Genomic DNA, 25,929 nt, shown 5'->3' with positions numbered 1-25,929 from the left:
TATGAACCAGAACAAGGCTGTTTTACTGATGTTAGCTATCGCCATGAGCGGATGCGCCGATCGCCCCGCCGCCGTCGCCCCCGCAACGCCGCCGACCGGCGTCACCGTTTCGCCGCCGGGCGCGCAGCCGGAGATGGACGCCAGCACCCGCAGCAAGCTGCGTGAGATCCTCGCGCTGCGCGCCGGTTGGCCTGCCGCGCAGCCGCATGGCCGCAGCGTCGATTTGATTTCGCGTGAATTCCTCGGCACGCCCTACCTCGCCAACCGCCTGATCGGTGCGCAGAGCACGCCCGAGCTGCTGGTGATCGACTTCCGCGGGCTGGATTGCTTCACCTACATCGATTATGTGGAAGCGCTCAGCACCGCCCGCAGCGAGGCCGAGTTCGTTCAGCGTCTGGTGGACATTCGCTACGTCGACGGCAAGATAGCCTTCCCGCAGCGCAAACACTTCTTCACCGACTGGGCGCAGCGGCCGCACAAGGTGGCCGAAGACATCACCGCGCAGCTCAGCCCGCACGCCGTCAGCCTCGTGAAAACCCTCAATCAAAAGGCGGACGGCGGCAGCTACCTGCCCGGTTTGCCCAACGTACAACGCAGCGTGACCTATATCCCCAGCGACAACGTCGACGACACGGTGCTGGCCCAGCTGCGTACCGGCGACTACATCGGCATTTACACCAACCTCGCCGGGCTGGACGTGACCCATACCGGCATCTTCGTAATGACCGACAACGGCCCGGTGCTGCGCAACGCCTCATCGCGCAAAGCCAACATGCGGGTGGTCGATTCGCCCTTTATGGATTACGTGATGGCTACGCCGGGCATCGTGGTGCTGCGCTCGCTCAGCCGATAATCCCCCGCCGCATAACGGCTATAAGCTATAGCCGTTTATGCTGAACGAGCGTTTGACTTCATCGGCGGTTCAGGCTTAGCTGTAAGAACAAAAACCAACTGATTTTATTGTTCTTTTCAGGGAGACTTCGATGACCTTACGCTGGCGTATCACCCCTCTGGCGGCGGCCTTCGCCGCCGTATTGGCGCTGCAGGGCTGCGATCAAAAAACCGACCAAAACCATATCAAAGTCGGCGTCATCAACGGCGCGGAACAGGACGTGGCGGAAGTCGCCAGGCAGGTGGCGAAAGAGAAATACGGGCTGGACGTCGAGCTGGTCGGCTTCAGCGGTTCGCTGCTGCCGAACGACGCCACCGACAAAGGCGAACTGGACGCCAACGTGTTTCAGCACCGCCCGTTCCTCGAACAGCAAAACAAAGATCACGGCTATAAGCTGGTGGCAGTCGGCAATACCTTCGTCTTCCCGATGGCCGGCTACTCCAAAAAGATAAAATCGCTGAAAGAGTTGCCGGACGGCGCGGTGATCGCCATCCCGCTCGATCCGACCAACCTGGGGCGCGCCCTGCTGCTGCTGGAAAAAACCGGGCTGATTAGCCTGAAGCCTGGCAAAGGGTTGCTGCCTACCGCCCTGGACATCAGCGCCAACCCGCATCGTTATCAGATCATGGAGCTGGAAGGCGCGCAGCTGCCGCACGTGCTGGACGATCCGAAAGTCACCGTCGCCGTCATCAGCACCACCTACATCAACCAGACCGGCCTGTCGCCGACCAAAGACGGCATCTTCATCGAGGATAAAGACTCGCCGTACACCAACATCATCGTCACCCGCGAAGACAACAAGGACGCGCCAAACGTGCAGAACTTCATCAAGGCCTATGAGTCGGACGAAGTGGCCAAGGCCGCCGAGAAGATCTTCAACGGCGGCGCGGTGAAAGGCTGGTAATCACAGGCAAAGAGCCCCTTCCCGCTCATCATCGGGTTTTCTTATCTCACCATAAGAAAACCCGATTTACCCCGGCGGCGAGCGGCGCGCATAATGGCGTTTATCCGCTGATTTCCAAGGTAAACAGGCATTACCATGACGCTCTCCGCTCCCGTACTTAGCCTCCTTGACGCCACACCGGACGATATGGCCGCCGTGCTGCGCATTTACACCCACCACGTGCTGTACGGCGCGGCCTCGTTTGAAGAACAGCCGCCGACGCTGACGGAAATGCAGTTGCGCCTGAGCAAAGTGCGGGAAGCCGGGCTGCCCTGGCTGGTGGCGAAAAGCGAAGGCCGTATTGTCGGCTACTGCTATGCCACGCCGTATCGCCCCCGGCCGGCCTATCGCTTTACCGTGGAAGACTCGGTATATATCGCCGAAGGGCAACAGGGCAAAGGCGTCGGCAAGGCGCTGCTGAGCGCGCTGATCGCCCGCTGCGAGCAAGGTCCCTGGCGCCAGATGCTGGCGATCGTCGGCGATTCCGCCGCCAACCGCGGCTCGCTGGCGCTGCACCAGTCACTCGGCTTCACCAGCGCAGGGACGTTAAAAGCGGTAGGGTTCAAGCTGGGGGAATGGCGCGACACGCAGATTATGCAGCGCGCGCTGGGCGCGGGCGACAATCGGCATCCTTGAAGGCATGGCGACGCACGATAGGGAGTTAGCGTCTATAGTGAAGAGTGATTTCATTGAGTTAGCGCCAACCGCGCGCCACCTGTAACCGGTAAGGGAGAATCAAATGAAAATTATTCTGTGGATAGTCGCCATCATCTTTATCGTGGGTTTGTTGACGATTACCGGCGTTCTCAAACTGATCTTTTAATCCATCTCATACGTCCCGCCCCTTCCGGGGCGAGACTTTTCATCATGCCTTGAAACGCGCGCGTACCGCGCCCAGCGCCGACACCGCCGCCAGCACCACGCCGCCGGCCACCAGCCCGAACGCCACGTTCAGCAGAGCCGGAACCACACCCTGCAAAAGATGGCCAAACGTCGGCACCACGGTGGTGTACGAGGCCCAGTCTTCGAACAGGTGATGCACCGGCGGCAAACCGTGGGTCAGAATCCCGCCGCCGACCATAAACATGGCGACAGTGCCGACGATCGACAGCGTTTTCATCAGATAAGGCGCGGCGCGCACGATGCCGCTGCCGATGGCGCGCGCCAACGCGCTGCCTTTGCGGCTCAGATACAGCCCCAGATCGTCCAGCCTGACGATGCCGGCGACAATGCCGTACACGCCGAGCGTCATCACGACGGCGATGCCGCACAAGACGATCACCTGCTGGCTGAAGGTGGCGCCGGCGACCGTGCCCAGCGTGATGGCGATAATCTCGGCGGAGAGCACGAAATCGGTGCGTATCGCCCCTTTCACCTTGCGCTTCTCATAGGCCGCGGCGTCCTCATTGGCGCCGGGCCCGTCCGATTTTTCCTCCTGCGCCGTCTTGCCGTGGCTCAGGCTGTGAAACACCTTTTCGAACCCTTCGTAACACAGGTAGGCGCCGCCCACCATCAGCAGCGGCGTAATCGCCCAGGGCGCGAAGGCGCTGATCAGCAGCGCCAGCGGCACCAGGATCGCCTTGTTGATCAACGAGCCTTTGGCGACGCTCCACACCACGGGCAGTTCGCGATCGGCTTTAACGCCGGTGACCTGCTGCGCGTTAAGCGCCAGATCGTCCCCCAGCACCCCGGCGGTTTTTTTCGCCGCCATCTTGCTCATTAAAGAGACGTCGTCCAGCAACGAGGCGATGTCGTCGATGAGGGTAAGTAAGCTACTTCCTGCCAAAATGATTCATCCTTTTCATATTCACGGGCCATTCTATGTTTAGCATAGCGGTAAAGCATCATGAAAGGATATGGGAGGATCTCGGAAAATGCCGGGCGCGCGATTGCCGCCCGGCGCCGGCGTTAAGCCCCCTCGCCCGCCAGCCCCTCATCGGATCCGATAGCGAACGCACGCGTGATATGTTGAAGGACAAAACGATGGGCATCAAAGACGCACGATAAATGCGTACTGCCCTCAAGCAAGCCAAAGGCAACATGCACGTTGCCGTGCCGTTCGACGAAGCGCTGCAAGGATTGCGCACTGAACAACTCGTCCTGCGCTGCCGCCAGCAGCAAGGTCGGCAATCGCAACGCCGCCAGTTGCTTGGCCGGGGCGCGCGGCGTCAACGCATTAGCCATATTGACGCTGTATTGGCAGACAAAATCGGGGGCGGCGGCCAGCACCGCCGGGGGAAAATTCAGGCTGACCGCCCGAGCGTGCCCAAACCACCGCCCGCCGCTGAGCGCATTGGCGACAAACGGCCATTGGCGCACCTGGGCAAAACGGGCCGTCGCCGCCAGATCGCGGGCCATCCCGGAAAATGGCCCCAGCTCGGGCGCCAGCAGGATCAGGCTGTCCGCCTGCTGCTCGCCAGGATAGCGGGTCAAATAGTTGAGCAACATCCCGGCGCCGCTGGAATGGCCCAGCAGGTGCCTGCGCGCCAACGGAAAACGGCGGCGCATTTCCGCCAGGATGACATCGACATCGCGCCAAATACGCTCAGGCCGCTCAACCGTTCCCCTCTCTCCCGCGGAATCGCCGTGCCCGCGGATATCCACCAGGCACACCGCGAGCGTCGGCTCGGCGGCCAACTGGCGCGCAAGAACGTCATACCCGGCGGCGCTGTTAACCCCACCGCCGTGATAAACCACGATCACTTCTTCACTCTCGGCAGTGTGCCGATACAGACGATAGCTCAACCCATCGATACGACCGGACAGCATGTCCGCATGCCCGCCCGGCCACTCGCCGTAAGACTTCGCTTGCTCAACATAGCGGTCAAAATCAATCAAAGCGCACCTTTCCATGACGTTGTCGGTATTTCCTACGGCAAAATTCCCCGCCCTCACGATGATAAGCATATGAAATAACAGCAGGAACTACCATGCCTTTTACACGCTGAGCCCTTAGTATCAGGGCAGATCGCCCGCCGGCACATTGAGCTGCCAGGAAAGGCCGAAACGATCGTTGAGCCAACCGAAACGGGCGCTGAAGCCGTAGTCATCGAGCGGCATCAGCACCTTGCCGCCCTCCGCCAGCCGGTGGAACGCCCGCTCCAACGCTTCTTCGTTAGGCAGGTTGATGAACAGCGACACCGCCGGGGTGAAGCTGAAGTCATGGCTGATCGGGCTATCGGTAAACACCAGGTTCTGCCGATCAAAATCGATGGACGCATGCTTGATCAACCGCCGGCCGTCCGGCGTCGGGTCGTAATGCTGCACCTGCATGAGCCGAAAACGCTCGAACACCTGGCTGTAGAGATCGATCGCCTGCTGCGCCTCTCCCTGGAACATGACAAAGGTCGAAACCTGACTCATAACATCCCCTCCGGCAAACGTTGTGGTATTAATGGAGGATAGCGGATTACCGTTGAAGCGGCGGAAAGGAGCAACCATGAGCATCATTCATCGCCTGGCGCAGCCGGACGATCTCAACGGCCTGTTAGCCTTGTATCGCGAGCTGCGCCCGCAGGACGCGCCGCTGCGCGCCGACGACGCGCGCCGCACCCTGCAACGCCTGCTGGACGATCCGGCGATCCGCCTGGTGGTGGCGGCGGACGAGGAACAGCCGATCGCCACCTGCATGCTGGCGCTGATCCCGGGGCTGGCGCATCAGGCGCAACCGTTCGGCGTCATCGAACACGTGGTGACGGCGGAGCCCTACCGCGGCCACGGCGTGGCGCTCGCCATGATTGAATACACGCTGCAGCTGGCCTGGCGTAAAGGCTGTTACAAGGTGATGCTGCTGTCGGGACAGCAACGCACCGGCGCGCACCAGCTTTATCTCAAAGCGGGTTTCGACGGCGATCGCGAGCGGGGATTTGTCATCAGGCGGCCCGAGGGCCGATAGCGGCCTGCAGCAAACGGGCAGGCCGCCAGGCGGGTTATTCGCTGTCGTTTTTCGCCAGACGGGCGTCTTTTTGGCGGCGATAGTCACGGGCGGCGGCCGGGATCGGCGTCACCTTGCCGGTTTCAATCCAGCTGCGCAGCCGGTTGGCGTCGGCGAAGTGGGTATATTTGCCGAAGGCGTCCAGCACCACCAGCGACACCGAGCGGTTGCCGATCACGGTGCGCATCGCCAGGCAGTGGCCCGCCTGGTTGGTGAAGCCGGTCTTGGTCAGCTGAATGTTCCACTTCGGGTTGTACACCAGATGGTTGGTGTTGCGGAACGGCAGCGTGTAGTTCGGATCCTTGAAGCTGGCCATGCGCTCGGTGGTGGTGCTGAGCTGGCCGATCAACGGGTATTGCTTGGTGGCGATCAGCAGCTTGGTCAGATCGCGCGCCGTCGATACGTTATGAATAGAGAGCCCGGTCGGTTCCACGTAATGGGTGTTGGTCATGCCAAGCGCCCTGGCCTTGGCGTTCATCGCTTTGATGAAGGCGTTGTAGCCCCCCGGATAGTGGTGCGCCAGGCTGGCGGCCGCGCGGTTTTCCGACGACATCAGCGCCAGCAGCAGCATATCCTTGCGGCTGATTTCGCTGTTCAGCCGCACCCGTGAATACACCCCTTTCATCTCCGGCGTCTGGCGGATGTCCACCGCCAGCATCTCATCGAGCGGCAGGTGCGCGTCCAACGTGACCATGGCGGTCATCAGCTTGGTGATCGAGGCGATCGGCACCACTTCATCCGGGTTGCGCGCATACATCACCTTATGGGTTTGCATATCGACGACCATCGCGCTGCCGGAGGCCAGCTCAGGCTGGGTGGCGTGCACGGCGGCGGCGTTGTCGCTGGCCAGCGCGCGCGGCGCAAAGCCTGCGCCCGCCTGCAAAGCGAGCAGGGTCAGAACCAAAACACGTATTTTCACAGGCATTACTCTGAAATGGGGGCTTGAACTCAGCGAATTATATGTGAGGGTTCAGCGCTTGGCACTGGGATTGTATGGCGGATTTGTGACAAATTCTGTCGGCCGAAAAACGACGCAGCCCGCGGGCGCTCTGGGATGAACGCCCGCGTAGAAAAAGTTACAGCGCCGGCTGCCAGGCCGACTGCGGCAGCAGGTACAGCCCCGGCGTTTGCCGCGCTCCCGCGCCGACGATATGGCCGATGCCGGCCGCCATCACCGCCAGCGTGACGTCGAAGGCGTTGAGGCTGTCGCCGTAGCCGGCGGTCAGGTTGAACATCGACCCGTTGGCCAGCAAATAGACCGTCTTTTCATTCAGTTGGTAAGCATTCACATAAGGCATCGGCTCGTGGTGCTGCAGGCCCTTGAGGAAGCCGACGTCGATCTCTTCCGCCACGTGGCCGACGTTGAGGATAAACACGCCGTCCTGCGCCTGTTGCAGATGCTGCGCCGAAAGCACGTTTTTCGCGCCGGTCGCGGTGGCGATCACGTCCGCCTGCGCGACCCCGCTCGCCAGATCCACCACCTGCCAGCCGTCATAACGCGCCTGCAGCGCGCGCGCCGGATCGATTTCCGCCACCATCACCTGGCCGCCGTAGGCTCTGGCCGCGGCCGCCGTCCCCTGCCCGACCAGGCCGTAACCGATCACCAGCACGCGCTTTTCATGCAGCGTCAAGTGGGTGGTCTGGAAGAAAGTGTGCCAGGCGGTCAGCCCAACCATATGCCGATTGTGCAGCCCCTCTTTCACCGGCAGATCGTCCCAGTTGAAGATCGGGTAGCGCGGCGCCACGCCGTTCAACCGGTTGATGCCCGAGCCGGTGGCCTCCAGCCCGGCGACGATCTGCGGGCCGTTCGGCGATTGGTGCAAACGGGTGGTCAAATCCGCTCCCATTTCGCACAAATGAGTCGGCCGCCAGGCCAGCGCGCGGTCGAAGGATTCCGACCATTCGCCGGCGCTCATGTCACGCCAGGCATAGGCCTGCGCGCCTCGCCGCTCCAGCCAGCTCACCACATCGTCCTGCACCGTAGTGGGATTGCAGGTGGTCAGGAAGATCGCCGCGCCCTTGTCCAGCAGGCCGGCCACCAGCGGCGCCATTTTCAGATCCAGGTGCATGTTGCACGCCAGCCGCACCCCGTGCAGGTCCGGCAACGCCGCCACCGCGGCTCGGGTGCGCGTCATATGACGCGTCGCCCAGCTCAATTCGCTCTCAAAATCCTGATACATCCGTTGCTCCTCTGGTGTGCCCCGCCGCCAGGCGTGGCAAAAAATTATCCCGCGCGGCCGAGCCGGCGGATCGCCTGCGGCGACAGGCCAAAGACGCGGATAAACGCCCGCCTCATGCGCTCCGGATCGCTGAATCCCACCGAACGGGCGATCGCCTCCAGCGGCTCGGCGCTCTCTTCGATGCGTACCCTGGCCGCCTCCACCCGCAGCTGTTCGATCACCTTGGCCGGCGTCTGCCCGGTTTCGGCGCGGAACAGCCGGCCGAACTGACGCTCGCTCAGGCAGGCGGCGTCGGCCAGATCCGCCACCGACAGCGGCAGGTGCAAATGTTCGCGCGCGTACGACAGCGCAGCGCGCATGCGATCCGACGACGGGTTCAACGCCAGCAACAGCGAATACTGCGACTGCCCGCCGGGACGACGGTGATAGACCACCAGCTGCCGCGCCACGGCCGCCGCCAGGGTGGCGCCCAGATCGTCCTCGATCAGCGCCAACGCCAGATCGATGCCGGCGCTGATGCCGGCCGACGTCCAGATATCGCCATCGCGAATGAAAATGCGGTTGCTGTCGACGCGAATGCGCGGATAACTCTGCTGCAGCCGCGCCGCATGATACCAGTGGGTGGTGGCGCGTTTGCCGTCCAGCAGCCCGCAGGCCGCCAGAATAAACGCCCCGGTGCACACGCTGGCGATACGCCGCGCTCGTCGGCTTTGGTTGGCCAGGAACGCCGCCAGCGCCGGTGACTGCGCCGCCATCACGTTGCCGCTGCCGCCGGCCACCACCAACGTATCGAAACGCTCGTCGCCGCACGGTTGCGTGGCGATTTCCACCCCGGCCGAGCTGGCGACCATGCCGCCCTGCGGCGAGATCGCCACGCAGCGGTAGGCCGGCGGATCGGTAAACTGACTGACGTTATCGAACGCCGCCAGCGGGCCGGCAAAGTCCAGCAGGTTGAAACCGGGAAAAACCACAAAACCGATCGTTTTCATGATGGCGCTTTTTGAGGGTTATCTGTCATATCAGCCAAACACAGGGCGGCTATTATGGCCCAGGTCCAACGATAAAAATGAGGCGAATGTCATGTCTGAACCACTCGTGATTGTATTTCCCATCTATCAAGGCGTCACCCAACTCGACTTCACTGGCCCCTTGCAGTTCCTGCGCCGCATGCCGGGCGCGGAAATCATCGTCGCCTCGGTAGACGGCGCGGATGTCGAGTCGGAAGGCTTGCACTTCACCCAGTTGCGCCCGCTGCCGGAGATCGCGCGCTGCGACGTGCTGTGCGTGCCGGGCGGCAGCGGCTGCGCCCAGGCGCTGCAGGATAAAGCGTTCATGCAGCAAATCCGGCGGCTGGGGGCCGATGCCCGCTACCTGACCTCGGTATGCACCGGTTCGCTGATCCTGGCCGCCGCCGGTCTGCTGGCGGGCAAACGCGCCGCCTGCCACTGGTCGATGCGCGACAGCCTGAAGCTGTTCGGCGCCATACCCAGCGCTGCTCGCGTAGAACGCGACGGCAATGTGATCAGCGGCGGCGGCGTCACCGCCGGCATCGACTTTGCGCTGGCGCTGATCGCCGAACTGCACGGCGAAGACACCGCCCAAATGATCCAGCTTTATCTGGAATACGCCCCGGCGCCGCCGTTCGAGGGCGGCACGCCGGAACTGGCTCCACCGCACATTTACGCCAGGGTACAGGCACAAATGGCGGAAAGCCTGGCGCGGCGCAGAGCGTTGGTGGCCCAAATCGCCCAAGGCTAGCGATCGGGCGTATACTTACCCTTATGCGTCAGCCACATAAGGAGCAAGGAATGACCGATTTGGCCCACTACATTACGGACTACGGTTACTGGGCGTTGTTTATCGGCTGCCTGGCGGAAGGGGAAACCATCACGCTGCTGGGCGGCATCGCCGCCCATGAAGGCTTACTGCACTGGCCGTGGGTGATCGCGGTGGTGGCGCTGGGCGGCATGATGGGAGACCAGCTGCTGTACTTCGCCGGCCGCCGGTTCGAAGGCCGCGTCATCTCGCGGCTCAAGGGGCAGGAAAAGCGCATCGCGCGCGCCAGAAGGCTGATCGCCCGCCACCCGATGCTGTTCGTTATCGGGGTGCGTTTCATGTACGGTTTCCGCATCATCGGCCCGGTGCTGATCGGCGCCAGCCGCCTGCCGCCGTCGCGCTTCGTGCCGCTCAATATCCTCGGCGCCATTCTCTGGGCGACGATCTTCGTCATGCTCGGCTATTTTGGCGGCCAGGCGATCGAACGCTTCGTTACCGGCTTCGACAAAAAGCTCTCCGGCCTGCTGTTTGTCGCGCTGGCGATCGCCGCCATCCTGCTGGTGCGTTTCTGGTGGCGTAAACGCCACCCGGAGTAAGCAAACGCAGCGGGCGTCAGCTTTCCTGCGGCGCCGCGCGCATCAGCTCGACCAGCTCGCGCGCCGCCTTGTCCAGCGGGCGGTTCTTCAGCCAGATCAAATGCATCGGCAAGCGCAGCTCGTTCTTGGTGTTTTTGAATTTCAGCCGCACCAGCCTCCCCTGCGCCAGCAGCGGCTCGGCCAGCGACAGCGGGAAGTTGCCCCAGCCCAGGCCCGCCTCCACCATGTTCAGCGCCATCGGCAAGCTGTCGGTGCGCCAATACGCCTCCGCCACCTGCGGGCGCAGATCGCCGATCGGCAGATCGCGGCTGGCCACCATGATCTGCCGCACGTTGACCAGATCCTCGAGAAACAGCTCGCCCGCCGCGCCGTCCAGCGCCGGGTGCTGCGGCGACAGCATCGCCACCAGCGATTCCGCGCCGACGAAGTGGAACTGTTCTGCGCTGTTGATGTTCAGCCCGCCAAACGCCAGACAAACGCCGACGCGCTCCTGATGCAGCATATGCAGCACGTCGTCCTGCGGCGCGCTGAGCACTTCGATGTTCAGCAGCGGATAACGCTGCGACAGCGTTTTCACCGCCGCCAGCAGGCCGGCGCCGTTGATATCCGACGCCACGCCGATCGAAAGTCGACTCTCCAGCCCCTGGGATAGCTCGATGGCGTGCACCTGCAGTTGCTTGAGCTGCCCGGCGATCAGGCGGGCGTGCGGCGCCAGAGCCAGCGCCAGCGCGGTCGGCGTCGGTTCGCGGTGAGAACGGTCGAACAAGGCAAAACCGAGCTCCGCCTCCATGTTGGCGATGGCCATGCTGACGGCGGACGGCACGCGCCGCAGCGCGCGGGCGGCCGCGGAAAACGAGCCGCGATCGAGCACCGCCAAAAACAGTTCGATATTGTCGCTGGAGAAATTCATTGTTTAACTTGTCAACAAAACTGACAGCTCCTAACTTTTTCTATCAATGTGATTGACGTTATCTTAGCCGCCGTCGCCACAGAGGCAACTAAAAACCGATCGGGAGAAAACGATGCAAGGCGTCAAACGCAAACTTGTGTATGTCACCGCTTATGAAATCATCGGCATGGCGATCTCGGCGCTGGGGCTGGCGCTGTTGTCAGGCCATGCGCCAAGCAGCACCGGGCCGCTGGCGGTGGTGATCACCACCATTGCGGTCAGCTGGAACTTTATTTACAACTATTTATTCGAGTGGTGGGAAAGCCGCCAGGTGTCGCGCACCCGCACGCTCAAACGCCGCATTTTGCACGCCGTCGGCTTTCAGCTGACGCTGGTGATGTATCTGATCCCGCTGATCGCCTGGTGGATGGGCATCACGCTGTGGCAGGCGCTGCTGCTGGATATGGCGTTGATCGTCATCATTCCTTGCTACACCTTCCTGTTTAACTGGGCGTTCGACAAGCTGTTCGGCCTGCCCGCATCGGCCCTGCCGGCCGGTGAATCGGCCTAAGACTCGCTACGCGCCCACCGACCCGCTGCTGATCCCATTTTCTGCGCGGGTCGCCATTTCCTTCCCCCTTAATTCTCACCGCGAAATATAAGAACAACACCCTGTAATTTGCACGGTAATTATTATTTTGTGATTTTAATCACTTTTTATTCTTCGATATTTCCGTCTTGATAAAACATCACATCTTTTTGAATAATATATCCTTTTATATTTGGATTAAAAAATAAACACAATTGTTCACGTTTTATGCGCAGTATTTTTTGCCACCATTACGGAGAAAAGGTAGCATGCTTCGCCGTTATTTTAATGATGGCTGTATACACAATAAACAGCGGAATGATGCCACGACCTCATTCTCATGACGATTGGTCATAGCAATCGTTTGCTCTCGTTAAGAGCAGGGTTAACATAGACAGGTAAACAGGACGGATAATGCACTCACAAAAAAAGTCGGCGGATGACAAACACGCCGCCAGAAGACGCTGGCTAGACTCTCATGAATCCGGTTATCACAAAAGCATGGGCAACCGGCAAATCCAAATGATCGCCATCGGCGGCTCCATCGGTACCGGCTTGTTCCTCGGTACCGGCGGCCGTCTCGAGTTGGCCGGGCCGGCGCTGGCGCTGGTCTACCTGGTGTGCGGGATCTTCTCTTTCTTCATCCTGCGCGCGCTGGGCGAACTGGTGCTGCATCGCCCTTCCAGCGGTAGCTTCGTTTCTTACGCCCGCGAATTCCTCGGTGAGAAAGCCTCTTACGTCGCCGGCTGGATGTATTTCCTCAACTGGGCGATGACCGGCATCGTCGACATCACTGCCGTGGCGCTGTACATGCACTACTGGGGCACCTTCGCCGACGTGCCGCAGTGGCTGTTTGCCCTCGGCGCGCTCGGCATCGTCGCCACCATGAACATGATCGGCGTGAAGTGGTTCGCCGAAATGGAGTTCTGGTTCGCGCTGATCAAGGTCGTCGCCATCGCGCTGTTCCTGATTGTCGGCGTCGTCTTCCTCGGCACCGGCACCCCGGTCGCCGGCCACACCACCGGCATGCACCTGATCACCGAAAACGGCGGCATGTTCCCGCACGGCCTGCTGCCGGCGCTGGTGCTGGTGCAAGGGGTGATCTTCGCCTTCGCCGGCATCGAGCTTATCGGCACCGCCGCCGGCGAGTGTAAAGATCCAGCTAAAATGATGCCCAAAGCGATCAACAGCGTGATCTGGCGCATCGGTCTGTTCTACGTCGGCTCCGTGGTGCTGCTGGTGCTGCTGCTGCCGTGGAACGCCTATCAGGCCGGCCAAAGCCCGTTTGTCACCTTCTTCAGCAAGCTGGGCGTGCCTTACATCGGCACCATCATGAACATCGTGGTGTTGACCGCCGCGCTGTCCAGCCTCAACTCCGGCCTCTATTCCACCGGCCGCATCCTGCGTTCGCTGGCGATGGGCGGCTCCGCGCCGAAGCTGATGGCTAAAATGAGCAGCCAGCAGGTGCCTTACGCCGGCATCCTGGTTACCTGCGGCATCTACGTGATCGGCGTGGTGCTCAACTACCTGGTGCCGTCGCGGGTATTCGAGATCGTGCTGAACATCGCCTCACTGGGCATCATCGCCTCCTGGGCGTTTATCATCGTTTGCCAGATGCGCCTGCGCAAAGCCGTGCGCGAAGGCCGTGCGCAGCCGGTATCGTTCAGAATGCCGGGCGCGCCGTTCACCTCCTGGCTGACGCTGGCGTTCCTGCTGATCGTGGTGGTGATGATGGCGTTCGACTACCCGAACGGCACCTGGACCATCGCCACCATTCCTGTGCTGGCGGTGCTGCTGACGCTGGGCTGGTTCGGCCTGCGCAAGCGCGCGCAGGAAGTGAAGCTGGAGCAGCAGGCTCACGAAGAGCAGAACCCGCGCTGAATCGACAAACCGCCCTCCGGGGCGGTTTTTTTTATCCGCTATAACCGGCCGTAAAACGTCATTCTGGCGCTTTCCGACAGCATAACATCCGGCTGCGCATTGTAGGCCAGCACCACCAGCATGCGCGTGGTGTCGCCTTCGGTCGGCGTCACCCGGTGCATGGCGTTGCGCCCGCGAAACAGTACTAAATCCCCCTCCTCGATCGCCAGCTGTTTGACCGCCCGCTCGCCGTCCAGCACCTGCGTGACCCCGGCATAGTTCATCTCGCCGCGATCGGCGTCGCGCAGGTTCTCAACGTATTCGAAACGGCCGCCCGCCTGCGGTTTCTGGATCAGCAGCGTGATGGCAAACGAGGAGTTGTCAAAATGCCAGCCCAGCTCCTGACCGGCGTGGGCGTAATGCAGGTTGATCGACGACAGCCGATCGGCGTAGGGATACAGCTGCGCCTCATCCAACACCGCGCAGAGAAACTCGCGAAACGCCGGGGCGTCGTACAGCGCGCGCAGCGGCGACTGCAGCGGAATATCCTCGTCGGTAATGCAGCCCTTGGACGACGACACCAGCCGGTTGCGCGCGTGATCGGCCGGCAGCGCGTCGTCCTGCGGGCGCAGATACACGTTGTGTTGGCTGGTGGCATAAAACGCCGCATGGTGCTGTTCGGCGCCCTCCAGCCTTATCGTCGCCAGCGCGGCGGCGCGCAGAAATCCCGGCAGCACCAGCGCGCCGGCGCGCGCCAGCGTTTGCCGGCAACGGGCGCGGAACGCGGCGTCGTCGATGGGATGGGCGGACAGATCGATAATATCGGCAAGTGGCGGCATGACGTTCCCCTCGTGTGCGAAAGCCGGATGCCTCTCACTGTAGCGAATGCCGCATTGCCGCCATAACAAAAATACGTTATGGATAAGCTAACGAATTCTTAGCGATAAGCCCTTTTCATGCACTCACCGTCCCGTGCGCGCTTGCCCAAGCTGAGCGCCATTCTGGCGTTCGAAACCGCCGCTCGCACCGGCAGCCTGGCCCGCGCGGCGGATGCGCTGGCGCTGACCGCCGCCGCCGTCAGCCAACAGATCCGCCAGCTCGAACAACATCTGGGCATCACGCTGTTCATTCGCGCCAAAAGCGGCGTCACGCTGACCGAGCAGGGCGCGGACTACCTGGCCTACGTGCAGGAGGCGTTTGAAACGCTGCGCGTGGCGCAGCAGCACGTGGAACGCCAGCGCGGCAAGCAGACGCTGACGGTGTTCACCCTGCCGGCATTGGCCTCCAAATGGCTGAACCCGGCGCTGGGCGACTGGCTGGCGCAGTGCCCCGACGGCGATCTGCGGCTGCACGCGACCCATGCGGCGGTCGATTTCGCCCATTCGGCGGCGGATTTCGCCCTGTGCTTCGGCGATCAGGATTACCCGCTGCTGGAAAAGGCGCGGCTGTTTCAGGATCGGGTGCAGCCGGTATGCAGCCCGGCGCTGCGCGATCGCGGCGACTGGACGCAGCTGCCGCTGATCCACGTCGACTGGGGCAAGGAGAGCCAGTTTTTGCCGGGCTGGCACGAGTGGTTCACCGCCGCCGATCGGCCGCCGCCGCCGCGGCGCGGGCTGACCTATAACCTGACGTCACTGGCCATCGACGCCGCCGTGCAAGGGCGCGGGGTGCTGCTCGGCCAGCGGCGGCTGATCGCCCGTGAACTGGCGGAGGGCCAACTGGTCACGCTGGCCGAACCGGCGCTGCCGCTCAGCAAACCCTACTACGTGGTTTACCCGCCGCGCACGCTGGAAAAACCCGGCGCAGCGGCGTTTCTCCGTTGGGTGCAGGCGCTGGCTCAGCGCGCGGTATAACCGCCGTCGATGCTGTAAAACGCGCCGGTGGTGAAACTGCTGTCGTCCGAAAGCAGGAAAGCCACCGTTTTCGCCACCTCTTCCCGCGTCGCCATCCTCCCCATCGGGTGCGAAGCGGCCATCTGCGCCCGCGCCGACGCCGGCAGTTCCCCCATCGCCGGCGTATCCACATAGCCCGGCCCGACGGCATTGACGCGCACGCCGCGCGTGGCGAATTCCAGCGCCGCCGAGCGCGTCAGGCCCAGCACGCCATGCTTGGCGGCGGTATAAGGTGCGATCCCGGCAATGCCCACCACGCCGTTGGCGGAAGAGAGGTTCACCACCGCCCCGCCGCCGCCGGCGACGATTGCCGGCAGGCCATACTTCATGCCGAAAAACGTGCCGCTCAGGCAAGTGGCGATCACCTCATGCCAATCGTCGACCGCGTACCGATCGATATCCACCTCGTGCGGGCCGGTGATCCCGGCGTTGTTGACCAGCAGATGCAGCGCGCCGCAGCGCCGCACGGTCTCTTCAATACCCTGCTGTACCGACTGCGCATCGCGCACGTCCATCCGTAACGTCATCACCCGCCGGCCGTCGGGATCGAGCCGCGCAGCGGCGGCGGTGAGAGGCGCTGCGTGGCGGCCGGTCACCACCACCGTGGCTCCGCGCCGAAACAGCTCGGCGGCGATCGCTTCGCCAATGCCGGTGGACGCGCCGGTCACCAGCGCCACCCGATGTTTGAAATCTTGCATAGCCGTTCTCCTGTAACGTTGAACTCAGGGGAACAGGCTAGCGCCGGCAAGTGACAGTTTGCGGCAGCAGTGATGCCCAACACGGCGAGAAATAAAAGGAGTAATGCTTATCAATATTTTATCTATACGATGGAAGTAAATTGTATAACCATTTTATTTTCATCATTAAATGTATAAGGCGCACCCACTCTGACGCCAAAACTCATTATAACTTTTTATATATTAGTTAGATTAAACCCCTATTTTCCCCGCTGTCACAAAACTGTCATAGATAAATGCATCTTAACTTTTCGGAGCATTTATCATGGCAAAGACTCGCATTATCGCTACCATCGGCCCCGCCTCTCGCCACATCAACACGTTGGCAGCGCTGGAAAAAGCCGGCATGTCCGTCGCCCGATTGAACGGTTCGCACAACACGCTCGACTGGCATGCGGAAACCATCGCCCTGCTGCGTAAAACGTTGCCGGATACGCCGGTGCTGTTGGACATTCCCGGTAGAAAAATCCGCACATTGCAACTGAAACACGAACCCTCATTCACTAAAGGGCAAACGCTGATCCTCACGACCGATACCTCGCATAACGGGGAGGAAAAAGTCCCGGTGGGGTACGGCCGGTTGCATGAACGGCTGACGGTGGGCGATAAGGTTTTCGCCGATGACGGCACCCTCTCGTTCCAGGTCGTTAACATCGTCGATCGGGACATCCACCTGCAGGCCGACATGGACGGCCAACTGAAAAGCCGCAAAGGCATCAATGTGCCTGGCATCGATCTCGGGCAGGCGCTGATAACGGAGAAAGATCGCGACATGATCGCCTTCGCCAAAGCACATCAAGTGGACTACATCGGCATAAGCTTCGTCGAAAGCGCGGCACACATCAACGCGATCAGAACGCTGATCGGAGGCGATACGCCCCGCATCGTGGCGAAAGTGGAAAACAGCGGCGGCATAGAGCATCTGGAGGAAGTCATCGCCGCCGCCGACGTTATCATGATCGATCGCGGCGATCTGGCGGTAGAAACCTCGATCGACCGCGTTTCTCTCTACCAAAAACAGATCCTCCTAGCCGCCTCCCATGCGGGCAAACCCACCATTGTAGCGACGGAATTGCTGCACAGCATGATAGAGAACCCGCTGCCAACCAAAGCGGAGGTCAGCGACATCACCAACGCGGTGCTGGATGGCGCCGCGGCGGTGATGCTCTCCGGTGAAACCGCCGTAGGCCGCTATCCTCTGGAGGCCGTTGCCCGTATCGCCAGCGTAGCCCATCAGGCGGAACAGCATTTAGCGCATGCGCCCCACTCATCCCCCCCTGCGCAGGTTGACGATATTCGACAGGCTGTCGGCGCCCTTATCCGCGCCTTGCCGATCTCCCGGGTGGTGGTGTTTTCTCGCACAGGTTACAGCGTGCGCATCGCCGCCATGGCCAACATCGGCATCCCGATCGTCGCATTCGGCAACGATGCGGCGACGGTGCGCAGCTGGAATATGCTGCCAGGCATCACCGGCCTGACATTGCCTCGGATCGATCTGACACAGCCGGAAACCGAACGTTTGGCTCTGAATGTCCTGTCAGACAATGGATTGATAAATCGGCACGATGTTTTGCTGCTGGTCAGCGCCCAGCAAGACAATCAGCATATCAGCGGGAATATCTTGCGCACGCTCAGCGCCGATGCCTACCTGCAATCTGACGCGGCGCGGGAACCTCACCGGAAAGAAGAGGTGGCCTGATGGATAATCATACGTTGTTCTATCTGGTGATTGCGCTATTTGCCGTGATCCAATCGGTTTTCGGCATGGGCATCTTGGTGTTCGGTACACCGACGCTATTAATGCTGGGCGTTGATTTCTCCTCCGTACTTGGGCTGCTGCTGCCGTCGTCGGTGCTGATCTCTCTGACGCAGACGCTTGGCGCCCGCCGCATTGCTTTTCCCGCTCGCGAAAAGGTCAATATGCTGATTTGCGCCATTTTCGTCATTCTGGCGCTGAGCCTGGTCTTGCATTCGACGGTGAAAGTGAATGTCGATCTGCTGGTGGGCGCCATCCTGCTGTTTTCCGCCTTGATGCGCTTTCGTCTGTCACTGCAAGAAACATTGAAACGTTATCTCGGCAAACATCAGCGCGCTTATGTCGCAGTCATGGGTCTGATACATGGCGTCACCAACATGGGTGGCGCCTTGCTGGCACTCTACGCTGCCGCCAGCCATCGCGAGAAACTGGAGATAAGAACCACCGTCTCCCGTTACTACCTGATGTTCGGTTTAATTCAATTGGCCACGCTGGCCAGCATTAAATGGCAAGCCCTGAGCCTCGACGGTTTCACCGCGGCACCGCTGGCTCTACTGGTGTATCTGGTCGTCGGCAATCTGCTGTTCAAGAGAGCCAGCGCTCCCGTTTATGAAAAAATGGTGACCGGCTTTATTGCCTTCTATGGCGTGGTCGTTCTCACTAAAGGCTATTTATAGGCTCCCCATGACGACGACTCTCTTTTCTCTGATCCCGGTGATATTTTTAATCGCCATGGGATTCACACTACGGCACAAGAACCTGATCGATCGGGCTTTCTGGCTGCCCTGCGAAAAGCTGAATTACTTTTATCTCTTCCCGGCGCTGATGTTTATCCAGGTCGGCAAAGCCGACCTCAGCCAGTTTCCGGTGCGGCCGATTGCCCTGTCTGTACTGGGCGCTGTCCTGATTGGCGCCTTGTCGTTGTACCTCTGGCGAATCTGGCTAAAACAGCCCGGGCCGGTTTTTTCTTCGGTCATACAGGGCGCTCTGCGCCCCAATACCTACATCGGGGTTGCCGCAGCGGCGGCGACTTTCGGCCACACCGGCCTGACGGTGACCTCCATCAGCATCGCCGTCGCCATCCCGCTGTTGAACGTGGCCTCGATTGTCATACTGATGCATTACGGTCAGGGTACCCGCCCCGGCGGCAAACAGATCGCCAAAGCGCTGGGGAAAAACCCAGTGATCCTTTCGGTCTTGGCCGGTCTGGCCTTCAACGCCAGCGGCTGGTCGCTTGGCGCGGCGCTGGAGAACATTCTCACCATTCTCGGCGGCGCCTCTCTACCATTGGGGTTGCTGGCGGTCGGCGCAGGGCTGGATATACAGGCGGCGCGTACGGCGCAGGGCCCCGTACTGCAATCGTCCTTCGTCAAGTTACTGCTGGTACCGCTGTTGACGCTGGGAATCGGCATCACCCTGGGCATCTCCGGCCCGGTGCTGGCGACTATCGTCCTGTTTAACGCCTTACCCTGTACACCTTCCGCCTACATCATGGCGAGACTGCTGGGCGGCGATCATCGCTTGTCGGCCGGTATCATCACGATCCAAACGTTGCTGGCGGCGGTCACCATTCCTGTTATTTTGCTGCTGACCCAGTTTTCAGCTCATCCAGCTTAAGATGGGCCTCATACTTCCGCCACAACGCGTCGAACCAGCCGTCGTCTCCATGACGATCGTTGATGCGCTCGACCGCTTCCGCACACTGTCGGCGGGCCAAGGCCAACAGGCCGGCCTCGCCCGCCGATAAAACAGCCAATAAGCGCGCCATTTCCACCAGATAGTGACGGGCAAAGGAGACATCGTAATCGGTAATGTTCTTGCTGTTGTCAATCAAGTCGCACAGTTTGATGGTCTGCGCTTCCGCACAGGCCTGCGCGCTGTGCCGCAGATTGGCATTTTTACGGTGCAGACGCTCACCGCCGTAGCTGCGAGGCTGCACGTCGGTCAACATTTCCACATAACGCTCGACCGTCGGACCGAATTCTCGCCGGATATCCGCCAGGGTCACCGCCGTATCTTCTACCGTATCATGCAGCCAGGCAGCGGCGACCATTTCTGGCGTCGGCTTAGCCCGCTGCAGCAAATCCACCACCGCTGCAGGATGCACGATATACGGCTCCCCGGTGAACTTGCGTCGCTGATTGCAGGCATGATGAGCGTCATTGGCAAATCGCTGCGCTTTCAAGGTTAAATCCATACTTTCTCCTTATCCATATCGATTCAGTGTAACGGCAGCCATGCTGACATCTGAGTCGATTTGGTTATGAGTTATGCCGACAACGCAGCACGTAATGCGCTCACAAACGCCGCAAAGCCCGCTATTTTATGCCTACTTTTTCTCATGCGAGACACCCTGTGGATACCCAACGCTACCTGCAGCATATCGGCTTTGCCGGCGCCGCCCGCCCTGATCTCCCCACGTTGCAACAGCTGCACCATCGCCACATGCTGAGCGTACCGTTCGAGAACCTGAGCATTATTTATCATCAGGGCATTCAGTTGGCGCCCGAAGCGCTGTTCAGCAAGGTGGTGGAGCGTAACCGCGGCGGTTTCTGTTATGAGCTGAACACGCTGTTCGCCCTGCTGCTGCGGGAGATCGGTTTCAAGGTGAGCTTCATCTCCGGCGAGATCCGCGCGCGCGACGGCCATTTCGGCCCGCCCTACGACCATCTGGCGCTGCGGGTGGATCTGGCGGAGCAGGCCTGGCTGGTGGACGTCGGTTTCGGCGATTCCTTCCTGACGCCGCTGAAGATCGTCGCCGCCGAGCCGCAACCGCAGGCCAGCGGCACCTTCCACCTGGAGCGGGAAGGCGAGTATTACCTGCTGGAGCGCCGCAACGGCGACCAACGCTCGCATGCCAAAACGCTGTATCGCTTTACCGTTCAGCCGCGCGAGTTGCACGAGTTCGACGAGATGTGCCGGTTCCACAGCACCTCGCCGCAGTCGCATTTCACCCAACGCCTGGTGTGTTCACGGCCGACGGAACACGGCCGGGTGACCCTCAGCGACATGAAGCTGATCGTGACCGAAGATCACCAGCGCCACGAAACGACGCTGCATTCGGAAGAGGAACGCCGCGCCGCGCTGTGGCAGCATTTCGCCATCGATTTGGATCGTTGACGGCGCCGGCAACGCCCTTTTATTACGATTCTGTTACATCGATTGCATAACCGCGCTTGGCTGATTGCCAGCACCGCGGCGGCAGGCATCATAGGGTCATGATTCGGCAACAGAGTGCGAAAATGATCCGTGTGATACTGGTGGATGACCATGTGGTGGTGCGCTCCGGCTTTGCGCAATTGCTCAGCCTCGAAGACGATCTCGACGTGGTGGGGCAATACAGCAGCGCGGCGGCAGCCTGGCCGGCATTGCTGCGCGACGACGTCAGCGTCGCGGTGATGGACATCGCCATGCCGGATGAAAACGGCCTGAGCCTGTTGAAACGCCTGCGGGCGCAGAAGCCGCAGTTCCGCGCGATCATCCTCAGTATCTATGACTCCCCGACTTTCGTGCAGAGCGCGCTGGATGCCGGCGCCAGCGGCTATCTGACCAAACGCTGCGGGCCGGAAGAACTGGTGCAGGCGGTGCGCTCCGTCGATATGGGCGGCCATTACCTGTGCGCCGACGCGCTGCGGGCGCTGCGCGGCGGCGAGCAGCCGGCCACGGCGCTGGAAGCGTTGACCCCGCGCGAGCGCGAGATCTTCGATCTGCTGGTCAAAGGCGACAGCGTAAAGGAGATCGCGTTCAAGCTCGATCTCAGCCATAAAACGGTGCACGTGCATCGCGCCAACGTCCTGGGCAAGCTGCAGTGCAACAGCACCATCGAGCTGGTGCATTTCGCCCTCGACCATCAGCTGCTGGCGGGGCATTGATGTCACCCCGCTTCCGGCCCTGGGTTATCTCGCTGTTTATCCTGTTGGCCTGGGGCAGCGGCTGGCTGATGCTGTGGACGCTCGGTTTCTACCTGACCCACAACGGCAATCAGGCGGCGCTGTTTCTGCCTCACGGCGTCTATCTCGCGCTGCTGATCCTGCTGGCGCGCCGCTATTGGCCCGCCCTGATGATACCGCCGGTGCTGCTGCTGTTCTGGCTGCACGGCGAACGCCTGCTGAGCGGCTACAGCCTGCTGGCCGCGCCGTTCATCACCCTGCTCCCGGCCGCGCTCGCGCAGCGGTTCTGGCGCCGTTTTCCGCTCTACTGGCAGCGGCTGACGCTGCTGCTGGCCGCCGTGACCGCCGCCTCGTTGCTCAATACCGCCCTGCTTGCGCCTTTCGCGCACAGCCCGGCGATGCTGCTCGGCCTGGCGTCGTTTACCGGCGGCGTCTTGCTGACCCCGTTCGTCTACCTGATCTTTGAATTTCTGCGCCAGCAGCACCGTTACCACCTGCTGGGGCTGGACACCACCAACCCGCCGCTGCGCGCCTCCTTAATCATCTGGTGCAGCCTGTTTTTCGTTATCGGCATCGGCACCCAGATGGTGCTGTCGCCGGAAATCGAACGCCTGCTGCTGATCGTGGTGTTTCTGCCGAACGTGGTGATGGCGTGGAAGTTCGGTTGGCAGGGCGGCGTACTGTCCGGCCTACTCGGCAGCATGATGATCACCCTCGCCCGGCAGGTCGGCGTGGGGTTCGGCAATCTGGTCGAGCTGGAAATCTTTCTGGCGACGCAGGCGCTGCTCGGCATCGGTCTGGGCATCGCCATCAGCCGCCAGCAACACCTGGCGCAAAACCTGCACCATTATCGCCGACGGCTGGAAGAAGAGCTGGCGGCGCGGCGGGCGCTGACCGAAAAACTGATCCACACCGAAGAAGACACGCGGAAAAACCTGGCGCGCGAGTTGCACGATGAAATCGGCCAGAACATCACCGCGATTCAAATTCAGTCGCAGCTGGTCAAGCGGGCGCGCGATCCGGCGCAAACCCAGGCCGCCGCGAACCAGATAGCCGATCTCGCCCGGCGCATTCATCACTCCACGCGCCAGCTGCTGCGCCAGCTTCGCCCGCCCGCGCTGGACGAGCTGGCGTTCAAAGACGCGCTTCACCACCTGCTGAATGAATTCGCCTTCAGCGAACGAGGCATCCGTTGCCGTTTCGACTACCGACTCATCGACACGCCCGCCGGCGAGACGGTGCGCTTCACCCTCTACCGGCTGTTGCAAGAGCTGCTCAACAACGTGTGCAAACACGCCGAAGCCAGCGAAGTCGCCATCGTCTTGCATCAACAGGGTGAGCTTTTGCACCTCGAGGTGCGGGACAACGGCATCGGCATCCGTGCGGACAAGGTGCCCGGCTTCGGCATTCAGGGGATGCGCGAACGGGTCAGCGCGCTCGGCGGCGAACTGACGCTGGAAACGCAGTGCGGCACCCGAGTAATTGTTAACCTGCCCACAAATTTGCAACAAACCGCCGACTAACTAGGAAAAAGTCTTAGCCACTCCGGACTTTCTCTCATCCCCTTTCCCTTTCACCTTCTTATAGTCAGCACCAGGGAGGCGGCTATGCAAGCACGCTCGGCATCTGAAATCGATCATCGTTACCGCGCGCTGCGCCCGCGACTGCTGCTGTATATGGTCATCGGGTACGCCGCCTTTTACCTGACGCGCAAAAGCGTGAATTACGTGCTGCCGGCGCTGCAAACGGATTTGGGGCTGGATAAAGGGGACATCGGCCTGCTCGGCTCGCTGTTTTATCTGAGCTACGGCCTGTCGAAATTCGCCGCCGGGTTGTGGCACGACGGCCATGGGCAGCGCGGGTTTATGGGGATCGGCCTGTTCGCCACCGGAGTGCTGAACGTGGCGTTCGCCTTCGGCGAATCGCTGACGCTGCTGCTGGCGGTCTGGGCGCTGAACGGCTTCTTTCAGGGCTGGGGCTGGCCGCCCTGCGCGCGGCTGCTGACCCACTGGTATTCGCGCAACGAGCGCGGCTTCTGGTGGGGCTGCTGGAATATGTCGATCAACCTCGGCGGCGCGATTGTGCCGCTGATCAGCGCCTTCGCCGCCCAGCGCTGGGGCTGGCAGGCGGCGATGTTGATCCCGGGGGCCGTCAGCATGGTGCTGGGCATCTGGCTCATGCGGCAGCTGACAGGCACGCCGCAGGAAGAAGGCCTGCCGTCGGTCGGCCAGTGGCGCCACGATCCGCTGGAGCTGCGCCAGGAACAGCAAAGCCCGCCGATGGGACTGTGGCGGATGCTGCGCACCACGATGCTGAAGAACCCGATGATCTGGTTGCTCGGCGTCTCTTACGTGCTGGTCTACCTGATCCGCATCGCGTTGAACGACTGGGGCAACCTGTGGCTGACGGAAAGTCACGGCGTCAACCTGCTCAGCGCCAACGCGACGGTGATGCTGTTCGAGATAGGCGGCCTGCTCGGCGCGCTGTTCGCCGGCTGGGGCTCGGATGTGCTGTTCGGCGGGCAGCGCGCACCGATGATTTTGCTGTTCACGCTCGGGCTGATGGTGTCCGTCGCCGCGCTGTGGCTGGCGCCGGTGCACCACTACGCGCTGCTGGCGGGCTGTTTCTTTGCGGTGGGCTTCTTTGTCTTCGGCCCACAGATGCTAATTGGCCTCGCCGCCGTGGAATGCGGGCACAAAGGCGCCGCGGGCTCCATCACCGGCTTTCTCGGCCTGTTCGCCTATCTGGGGGCGGCGCTGGCGGGCTGGCCGCTGTCGCGGGTCATCGAAGGCTATGGCTGGTCAGGCATGTTCAGTTTGCTGTCGATCGCCGCCGTTCTTATGGGTTTATTGCTGATGCCGCTGCTGATGGCGAGCGTTACCACCTCTACCGAGAGAAGGATAAAACAATGAAAAAAACGTGGGTCACTACCCTGATAGCATCCGGCATCGCGCTGGCGACGTTGAGCGGCGCCGCGCACGCCAAGGGCCGCCTGGTGGTTTACTGCAGCGCCACCAATGAAATGTGCGAAGCGGAAACCAAAGCCTTCGGCGAGAAATATGACGTGAAAACCTCGTTCATCCGCAACGGTTCCGGCAGCACGCTGGCAAAAGTGGACGCCGAGAAGAAGAACCCGCAGGCGGACGTCTGGTATGGCGGCACGCTCGATCCGCAATCCCAGGCCGGTGAAATGGGGCTGCTGCAGCCGTACAAATCGCCGAACCTCGACCAGGTGATGACGCAATTCCGCGATCCGGCCAAGCTGAAAGGCAACTACTCCTCGGCGGTCTACGTCGGCATTCTCGGCTTTGGCGTCAATACCCAGCGCCTGAAAGAGAAAAACCTGCCGGTGCCCAAGTGCTGGAAAGACCTGACCAAGCCGGAATACAAGGGCGAGATTCAAATCGCCGATCCGCAAAGCTCCGGCACCGCCTACACCGCGCTGGCGACCTTCGCCCAGCTGTGGGGAGACGATCAGGCGTTCGATTACCTCAAGCAGCTGAACGCCAACGTTTCGCAGTACACCAAGTCCGGCATTGCCCCGGCGCGCAACGCCGCCCGCGGTGAAACGGCGATCGGCATCGGTTTCCTGCATGACTACTCGCTCGAAAAGGAACAGGGCGCGCCGCTTGAGCTGATCTCGCCGTGTGAAGGCACCGGCTACGAAATCGGCGGCGTCAGCATCCTCAAAGGCGCGCGCAACCTCGACAACGCCAAGCTGTTCGTGGATTGGGTGTTGTCGAAAGAGGCGCAGGAGCTGGCGTGGAAGCAAGGCAAGTCCTATCAGATCCTGACCAATACCACCGCCGACACCTCGCCGAACTCGCTGAAGCTCGACGACCTGAAGCTGATCAACTACGACATGGACAAGTACGGCTCGACCGAGGTCCGCAAGGCGCTGATCAACAAATGGGTCAGCGAAGTCAAGATGGGTAAATAAGCCCACATTCTGCGCCTGTTGCCGGGTAAGCCTCACGCCTTACCCGGCCTGAACA

Annotated in this window: 28 protein-coding genes; 18 read left to right on the top strand and 10 right to left on the bottom strand. The window is 61.4% G+C overall.

Features of this window, described 5'->3' with window-relative positions:
* Position 1: 1 nt before the first annotated feature.
* The 4 genes from ACP39K_RS08820 (at position 2) to ACP39K_RS08805 (ending at position 2,658) form a co-directional block, all read left to right on the top strand.
* On the top strand, positions 2-853 hold the full coding sequence (locus ACP39K_RS08820; protein ID WP_497008429.1) for a DUF1460 domain-containing protein: 852 nt from the start codon (positions 2-4) through the stop codon (positions 851-853).
* A gap of 130 nt (positions 854-983) precedes the next feature.
* Complete coding sequence (locus ACP39K_RS08815) at positions 984-1,796, top strand: MetQ/NlpA family lipoprotein (protein ID WP_015377051.1); 813 nt, start codon at positions 984-986, stop codon at positions 1,794-1,796.
* 135 nt (positions 1,797-1,931) lie between these two features.
* On the top strand, positions 1,932-2,471 hold the full coding sequence (locus tag ACP39K_RS08810; protein ID WP_028127650.1) for a GNAT family N-acetyltransferase: 540 nt from the start codon (positions 1,932-1,934) through the stop codon (positions 2,469-2,471).
* Between the two features lie 103 nt (positions 2,472-2,574).
* Entirely contained in the window at positions 2,575-2,658 is an 84-nt protein-coding gene (locus ACP39K_RS08805) for a small membrane protein YohP (protein ID WP_016928643.1), read from the top strand.
* 42 nt (positions 2,659-2,700) lie between these two features.
* Here ACP39K_RS08805 and ACP39K_RS08800 read toward each other — a convergent pair whose 3' ends face one another.
* From ACP39K_RS08800 to ACP39K_RS08790, 3 genes are all read right to left on the bottom strand, one after another.
* On the bottom strand, positions 2,701-3,621 hold the full coding sequence (locus ACP39K_RS08800) for a DUF808 domain-containing protein (RefSeq protein ID WP_497008428.1): 921 nt from the start codon (positions 3,619-3,621) through the stop codon (positions 2,701-2,703).
* Positions 3,622-3,743: 122 nt separating this feature from the next.
* Complete coding sequence (locus ACP39K_RS08795; protein ID WP_497008427.1) at positions 3,744-4,673, bottom strand: alpha/beta fold hydrolase; 930 nt, start codon at positions 4,671-4,673, stop codon at positions 3,744-3,746.
* A 120-nt stretch (positions 4,674-4,793) separates the two neighbouring features.
* Complete coding sequence (locus ACP39K_RS08790; protein WP_060444181.1) at positions 4,794-5,198, bottom strand: VOC family protein; 405 nt, start codon at positions 5,196-5,198, stop codon at positions 4,794-4,796.
* A 76-nt stretch (positions 5,199-5,274) separates the two neighbouring features.
* On the opposite strand from ACP39K_RS08790, the gene ACP39K_RS08785 reads away from it, so the two are divergent.
* Positions 5,275-5,730 (top strand): GNAT family N-acetyltransferase, encoded by a 456-nt coding sequence (locus ACP39K_RS08785; protein ID WP_033641022.1) that lies wholly within the window; start codon positions 5,275-5,277, stop codon positions 5,728-5,730.
* 34 nt (positions 5,731-5,764) lie between these two features.
* Here ACP39K_RS08785 and pbpG read toward each other — a convergent pair whose 3' ends face one another.
* The 3 genes from pbpG to ACP39K_RS08770 form a co-directional block, all read right to left on the bottom strand.
* Positions 5,765-6,694 carry a D-alanyl-D-alanine endopeptidase gene (gene pbpG / locus ACP39K_RS08780; protein ID WP_028127653.1) on the bottom strand — a complete coding sequence of 310 codons (930 nt, stop codon included), beginning with the start codon at positions 6,692-6,694 and terminating at the stop codon, positions 5,765-5,767.
* A 151-nt stretch (positions 6,695-6,845) separates the two neighbouring features.
* Entirely contained in the window at positions 6,846-7,949 is a 1,104-nt protein-coding gene (locus ACP39K_RS08775) for an adenosylhomocysteinase (RefSeq protein ID WP_497008426.1), read from the bottom strand.
* A 44-nt stretch (positions 7,950-7,993) separates the two neighbouring features.
* Positions 7,994-8,938, bottom strand: coding sequence for a GlxA family transcriptional regulator (locus ACP39K_RS08770; RefSeq protein ID WP_016928650.1), 945 nt, complete (start codon positions 8,936-8,938; stop codon positions 7,994-7,996).
* A 91-nt stretch (positions 8,939-9,029) separates the two neighbouring features.
* Between ACP39K_RS08770 and ACP39K_RS08765 the strand changes: the two genes are divergently transcribed.
* Together ACP39K_RS08765 and ACP39K_RS08760 are read left to right on the top strand one after the other, a co-directional pair.
* On the top strand, positions 9,030-9,707 hold the full coding sequence (locus ACP39K_RS08765) for a DJ-1/PfpI family protein (protein WP_161544501.1): 678 nt from the start codon (positions 9,030-9,032) through the stop codon (positions 9,705-9,707).
* 50 nt (positions 9,708-9,757) lie between these two features.
* A complete protein-coding gene (locus ACP39K_RS08760; RefSeq protein WP_025301947.1) occupies positions 9,758-10,321 on the top strand; it encodes a DedA family protein in 564 nt (187 codons plus the stop codon).
* 16 nt (positions 10,322-10,337) lie between these two features.
* On the opposite strand, the gene ACP39K_RS08755 is transcribed toward ACP39K_RS08760, so the two are convergent.
* The gene (locus tag ACP39K_RS08755) at positions 10,338-11,231 is read right to left on the bottom strand and encodes a LysR family transcriptional regulator (protein WP_016928653.1); all 894 of its coding nucleotides are present in this window, start codon (positions 11,229-11,231) and stop codon (positions 10,338-10,340) included.
* Between the two features lie 112 nt (positions 11,232-11,343).
* Between ACP39K_RS08755 and ACP39K_RS08750 the strand changes: the two genes are divergently transcribed.
* Positions 11,344-11,781, top strand: coding sequence for a PACE efflux transporter (locus ACP39K_RS08750; RefSeq protein ID WP_048794767.1), 438 nt, complete (start codon positions 11,344-11,346; stop codon positions 11,779-11,781).
* A gap of 432 nt (positions 11,782-12,213) precedes the next feature.
* Positions 12,214-13,680 carry an L-asparagine permease gene (gene ansP, locus ACP39K_RS08745; RefSeq protein ID WP_028127655.1) on the top strand — a complete coding sequence of 489 codons (1,467 nt, stop codon included), beginning with the start codon at positions 12,214-12,216 and terminating at the stop codon, positions 13,678-13,680.
* A gap of 38 nt (positions 13,681-13,718) precedes the next feature.
* Here the strand turns inward: ansP and ACP39K_RS08740 are convergent, their stop codons facing one another.
* Positions 13,719-14,498, bottom strand: coding sequence for a HalD/BesD family halogenase (locus ACP39K_RS08740; protein WP_346403575.1), 780 nt, complete (start codon positions 14,496-14,498; stop codon positions 13,719-13,721).
* 117 nt (positions 14,499-14,615) lie between these two features.
* Between ACP39K_RS08740 and ACP39K_RS08735 the strand changes: the two genes are divergently transcribed.
* Positions 14,616-15,512 carry a LysR substrate-binding domain-containing protein gene (locus ACP39K_RS08735; RefSeq protein ID WP_147827079.1) on the top strand — a complete coding sequence of 299 codons (897 nt, stop codon included), beginning with the start codon at positions 14,616-14,618 and terminating at the stop codon, positions 15,510-15,512.
* Here the strand turns inward: ACP39K_RS08735 and ACP39K_RS08730 are convergent.
* Complete coding sequence (locus ACP39K_RS08730; RefSeq protein WP_033641028.1) at positions 15,497-16,249, bottom strand: SDR family NAD(P)-dependent oxidoreductase; 753 nt, start codon at positions 16,247-16,249, stop codon at positions 15,497-15,499. The two genes, ACP39K_RS08735 and ACP39K_RS08730, sit on opposite strands and share 16 nt — an antisense overlap.
* 304 nt (positions 16,250-16,553) lie before the next feature.
* Between ACP39K_RS08730 and pyk the strand changes: the two genes are divergently transcribed.
* From pyk to ACP39K_RS08715, 3 genes are read left to right on the top strand one after another with little or no spacing between them, the layout of a single operon-like run.
* Positions 16,554-17,987 (top strand): pyruvate kinase, encoded by a 1,434-nt coding sequence (gene pyk, locus ACP39K_RS08725; protein WP_016928659.1) that lies wholly within the window; start codon positions 16,554-16,556, stop codon positions 17,985-17,987.
* Positions 17,987-18,721: a TSUP family transporter gene (locus ACP39K_RS08720; protein WP_033641029.1), complete on the top strand. Its 735-nt coding sequence runs from the start codon at positions 17,987-17,989 to the stop codon at positions 18,719-18,721. The genes pyk and ACP39K_RS08720 overlap by 1 nt, the downstream gene beginning before the upstream one ends.
* Positions 18,722-18,728: 7 nt before the next feature.
* Complete coding sequence (locus ACP39K_RS08715; RefSeq protein ID WP_033641030.1) at positions 18,729-19,661, top strand: AEC family transporter; 933 nt, start codon at positions 18,729-18,731, stop codon at positions 19,659-19,661.
* Here the strand turns inward: ACP39K_RS08715 and ACP39K_RS08710 are convergent.
* Positions 19,621-20,241 carry an HD domain-containing protein gene (locus ACP39K_RS08710; protein ID WP_016928662.1) on the bottom strand — a complete coding sequence of 207 codons (621 nt, stop codon included), beginning with the start codon at positions 20,239-20,241 and terminating at the stop codon, positions 19,621-19,623. The genes ACP39K_RS08715 and ACP39K_RS08710 overlap by 41 nt on opposite strands.
* Before the next feature lie 158 nt (positions 20,242-20,399).
* On the opposite strand from ACP39K_RS08710, the gene ACP39K_RS08705 reads away from it, so the two are divergent.
* The 5 genes from ACP39K_RS08705 to ACP39K_RS08685 all read left to right on the top strand — a co-directional run bounded on the left by ACP39K_RS08705 (position 20,400) and on the right by ACP39K_RS08685 (position 25,874).
* The gene (locus tag ACP39K_RS08705; RefSeq protein ID WP_048794765.1) at positions 20,400-21,164 is read left to right on the top strand and encodes an arylamine N-acetyltransferase family protein; all 765 of its coding nucleotides are present in this window, start codon (positions 20,400-20,402) and stop codon (positions 21,162-21,164) included.
* A 122-nt stretch (positions 21,165-21,286) separates the two neighbouring features.
* Complete coding sequence (locus ACP39K_RS08700) at positions 21,287-21,916, top strand: response regulator transcription factor (RefSeq protein ID WP_028128264.1); 630 nt, start codon at positions 21,287-21,289, stop codon at positions 21,914-21,916.
* On the top strand, positions 21,916-23,457 hold the full coding sequence (locus ACP39K_RS08695; protein ID WP_048797128.1) for an MASE1 domain-containing sensor histidine kinase: 1,542 nt from the start codon (positions 21,916-21,918) through the stop codon (positions 23,455-23,457). Before ACP39K_RS08700 ends, ACP39K_RS08695 begins: the two co-directional genes overlap by 1 nt.
* Positions 23,458-23,517: 60 nt before the next feature.
* Positions 23,518-24,846, top strand: a complete 1,329-nt coding sequence (gene uhpC, locus ACP39K_RS08690) for an MFS transporter family glucose-6-phosphate receptor UhpC (RefSeq protein WP_227944646.1) — start codon at positions 23,518-23,520, stop codon at positions 24,844-24,846.
* A complete protein-coding gene (locus tag ACP39K_RS08685; RefSeq protein ID WP_004939729.1) occupies positions 24,843-25,874 on the top strand; it encodes an ABC transporter substrate-binding protein in 1,032 nt (343 codons plus the stop codon). The genes uhpC and ACP39K_RS08685 overlap by 4 nt, the downstream gene beginning before the upstream one ends.
* Positions 25,875-25,929: the final 55 nt, after the last annotated feature.

The sequence above is a fragment of the Serratia sp. EC4 genome (assembly GCF_059652115.1).
The sequence above is the reverse complement of the archived record's forward strand: the minus strand, read 5'-3'. Positions and strand labels throughout refer to the sequence as shown.

Bases quoted from the DNA above. Each gene is read 5' to 3' on its own strand.
- ACP39K_RS08730 (WP_033641028.1), bottom strand. From the start codon at position 16,249: ATGCAAGATTTCAAACATCGGGTGGCGCTGGTGACCGGCGCGTCCACC.
- ACP39K_RS08720 (WP_033641029.1), top strand. From the start codon at position 17,987: ATGGATAATCATACGTTGTTCTATCTGGTGATTGCGCTATTTGCCGTG.
- ACP39K_RS08755 (WP_016928653.1), bottom strand. From the start codon at position 11,231: ATGAATTTCTCCAGCGACAATATCGAACTGTTTTTGGCGGTGCTCGAT.
- ACP39K_RS08815 (WP_015377051.1), top strand. From the start codon at position 984: ATGACCTTACGCTGGCGTATCACCCCTCTGGCGGCGGCCTTCGCCGCC.
- ACP39K_RS08760 (WP_025301947.1), top strand. From the start codon at position 9,758: ATGACCGATTTGGCCCACTACATTACGGACTACGGTTACTGGGCGTTG.
- ACP39K_RS08700 (WP_028128264.1), top strand. From the start codon at position 21,287: ATGATCCGTGTGATACTGGTGGATGACCATGTGGTGGTGCGCTCCGGC.
- ansP (WP_028127655.1), top strand. From the start codon at position 12,214: ATGCACTCACAAAAAAAGTCGGCGGATGACAAACACGCCGCCAGAAGA.
- ACP39K_RS08785 (WP_033641022.1), top strand. From the start codon at position 5,275: ATGAGCATCATTCATCGCCTGGCGCAGCCGGACGATCTCAACGGCCTG.
- ACP39K_RS08715 (WP_033641030.1), top strand. From the start codon at position 18,729: ATGACGACGACTCTCTTTTCTCTGATCCCGGTGATATTTTTAATCGCC.
- ACP39K_RS08820 (WP_497008429.1), top strand. From the start codon at position 2: ATGAACCAGAACAAGGCTGTTTTACTGATGTTAGCTATCGCCATGAGC.
- ACP39K_RS08750 (WP_048794767.1), top strand. From the start codon at position 11,344: ATGCAAGGCGTCAAACGCAAACTTGTGTATGTCACCGCTTATGAAATC.
- ACP39K_RS08765 (WP_161544501.1), top strand. From the start codon at position 9,030: ATGTCTGAACCACTCGTGATTGTATTTCCCATCTATCAAGGCGTCACC.
- ACP39K_RS08775 (WP_497008426.1), bottom strand. From the start codon at position 7,949: ATGTATCAGGATTTTGAGAGCGAATTGAGCTGGGCGACGCGTCATATG.
- ACP39K_RS08695 (WP_048797128.1), top strand. From the start codon at position 21,916: ATGTCACCCCGCTTCCGGCCCTGGGTTATCTCGCTGTTTATCCTGTTG.
- ACP39K_RS08735 (WP_147827079.1), top strand. From the start codon at position 14,616: ATGCACTCACCGTCCCGTGCGCGCTTGCCCAAGCTGAGCGCCATTCTG.
- ACP39K_RS08790 (WP_060444181.1), bottom strand. From the start codon at position 5,198: ATGAGTCAGGTTTCGACCTTTGTCATGTTCCAGGGAGAGGCGCAGCAG.
- ACP39K_RS08740 (WP_346403575.1), bottom strand. From the start codon at position 14,498: ATGCCGCCACTTGCCGATATTATCGATCTGTCCGCCCATCCCATCGAC.
- pbpG (WP_028127653.1), bottom strand. From the start codon at position 6,694: ATGCCTGTGAAAATACGTGTTTTGGTTCTGACCCTGCTCGCTTTGCAG.
- ACP39K_RS08770 (WP_016928650.1), bottom strand. From the start codon at position 8,938: ATGAAAACGATCGGTTTTGTGGTTTTTCCCGGTTTCAACCTGCTGGAC.
- ACP39K_RS08810 (WP_028127650.1), top strand. From the start codon at position 1,932: ATGACGCTCTCCGCTCCCGTACTTAGCCTCCTTGACGCCACACCGGAC.
- ACP39K_RS08710 (WP_016928662.1), bottom strand. From the start codon at position 20,241: ATGGATTTAACCTTGAAAGCGCAGCGATTTGCCAATGACGCTCATCAT.
- pyk (WP_016928659.1), top strand. From the start codon at position 16,554: ATGGCAAAGACTCGCATTATCGCTACCATCGGCCCCGCCTCTCGCCAC.
- ACP39K_RS08685 (WP_004939729.1), top strand. From the start codon at position 24,843: ATGAAAAAAACGTGGGTCACTACCCTGATAGCATCCGGCATCGCGCTG.
- ACP39K_RS08805 (WP_016928643.1), top strand. From the start codon at position 2,575: ATGAAAATTATTCTGTGGATAGTCGCCATCATCTTTATCGTGGGTTTG.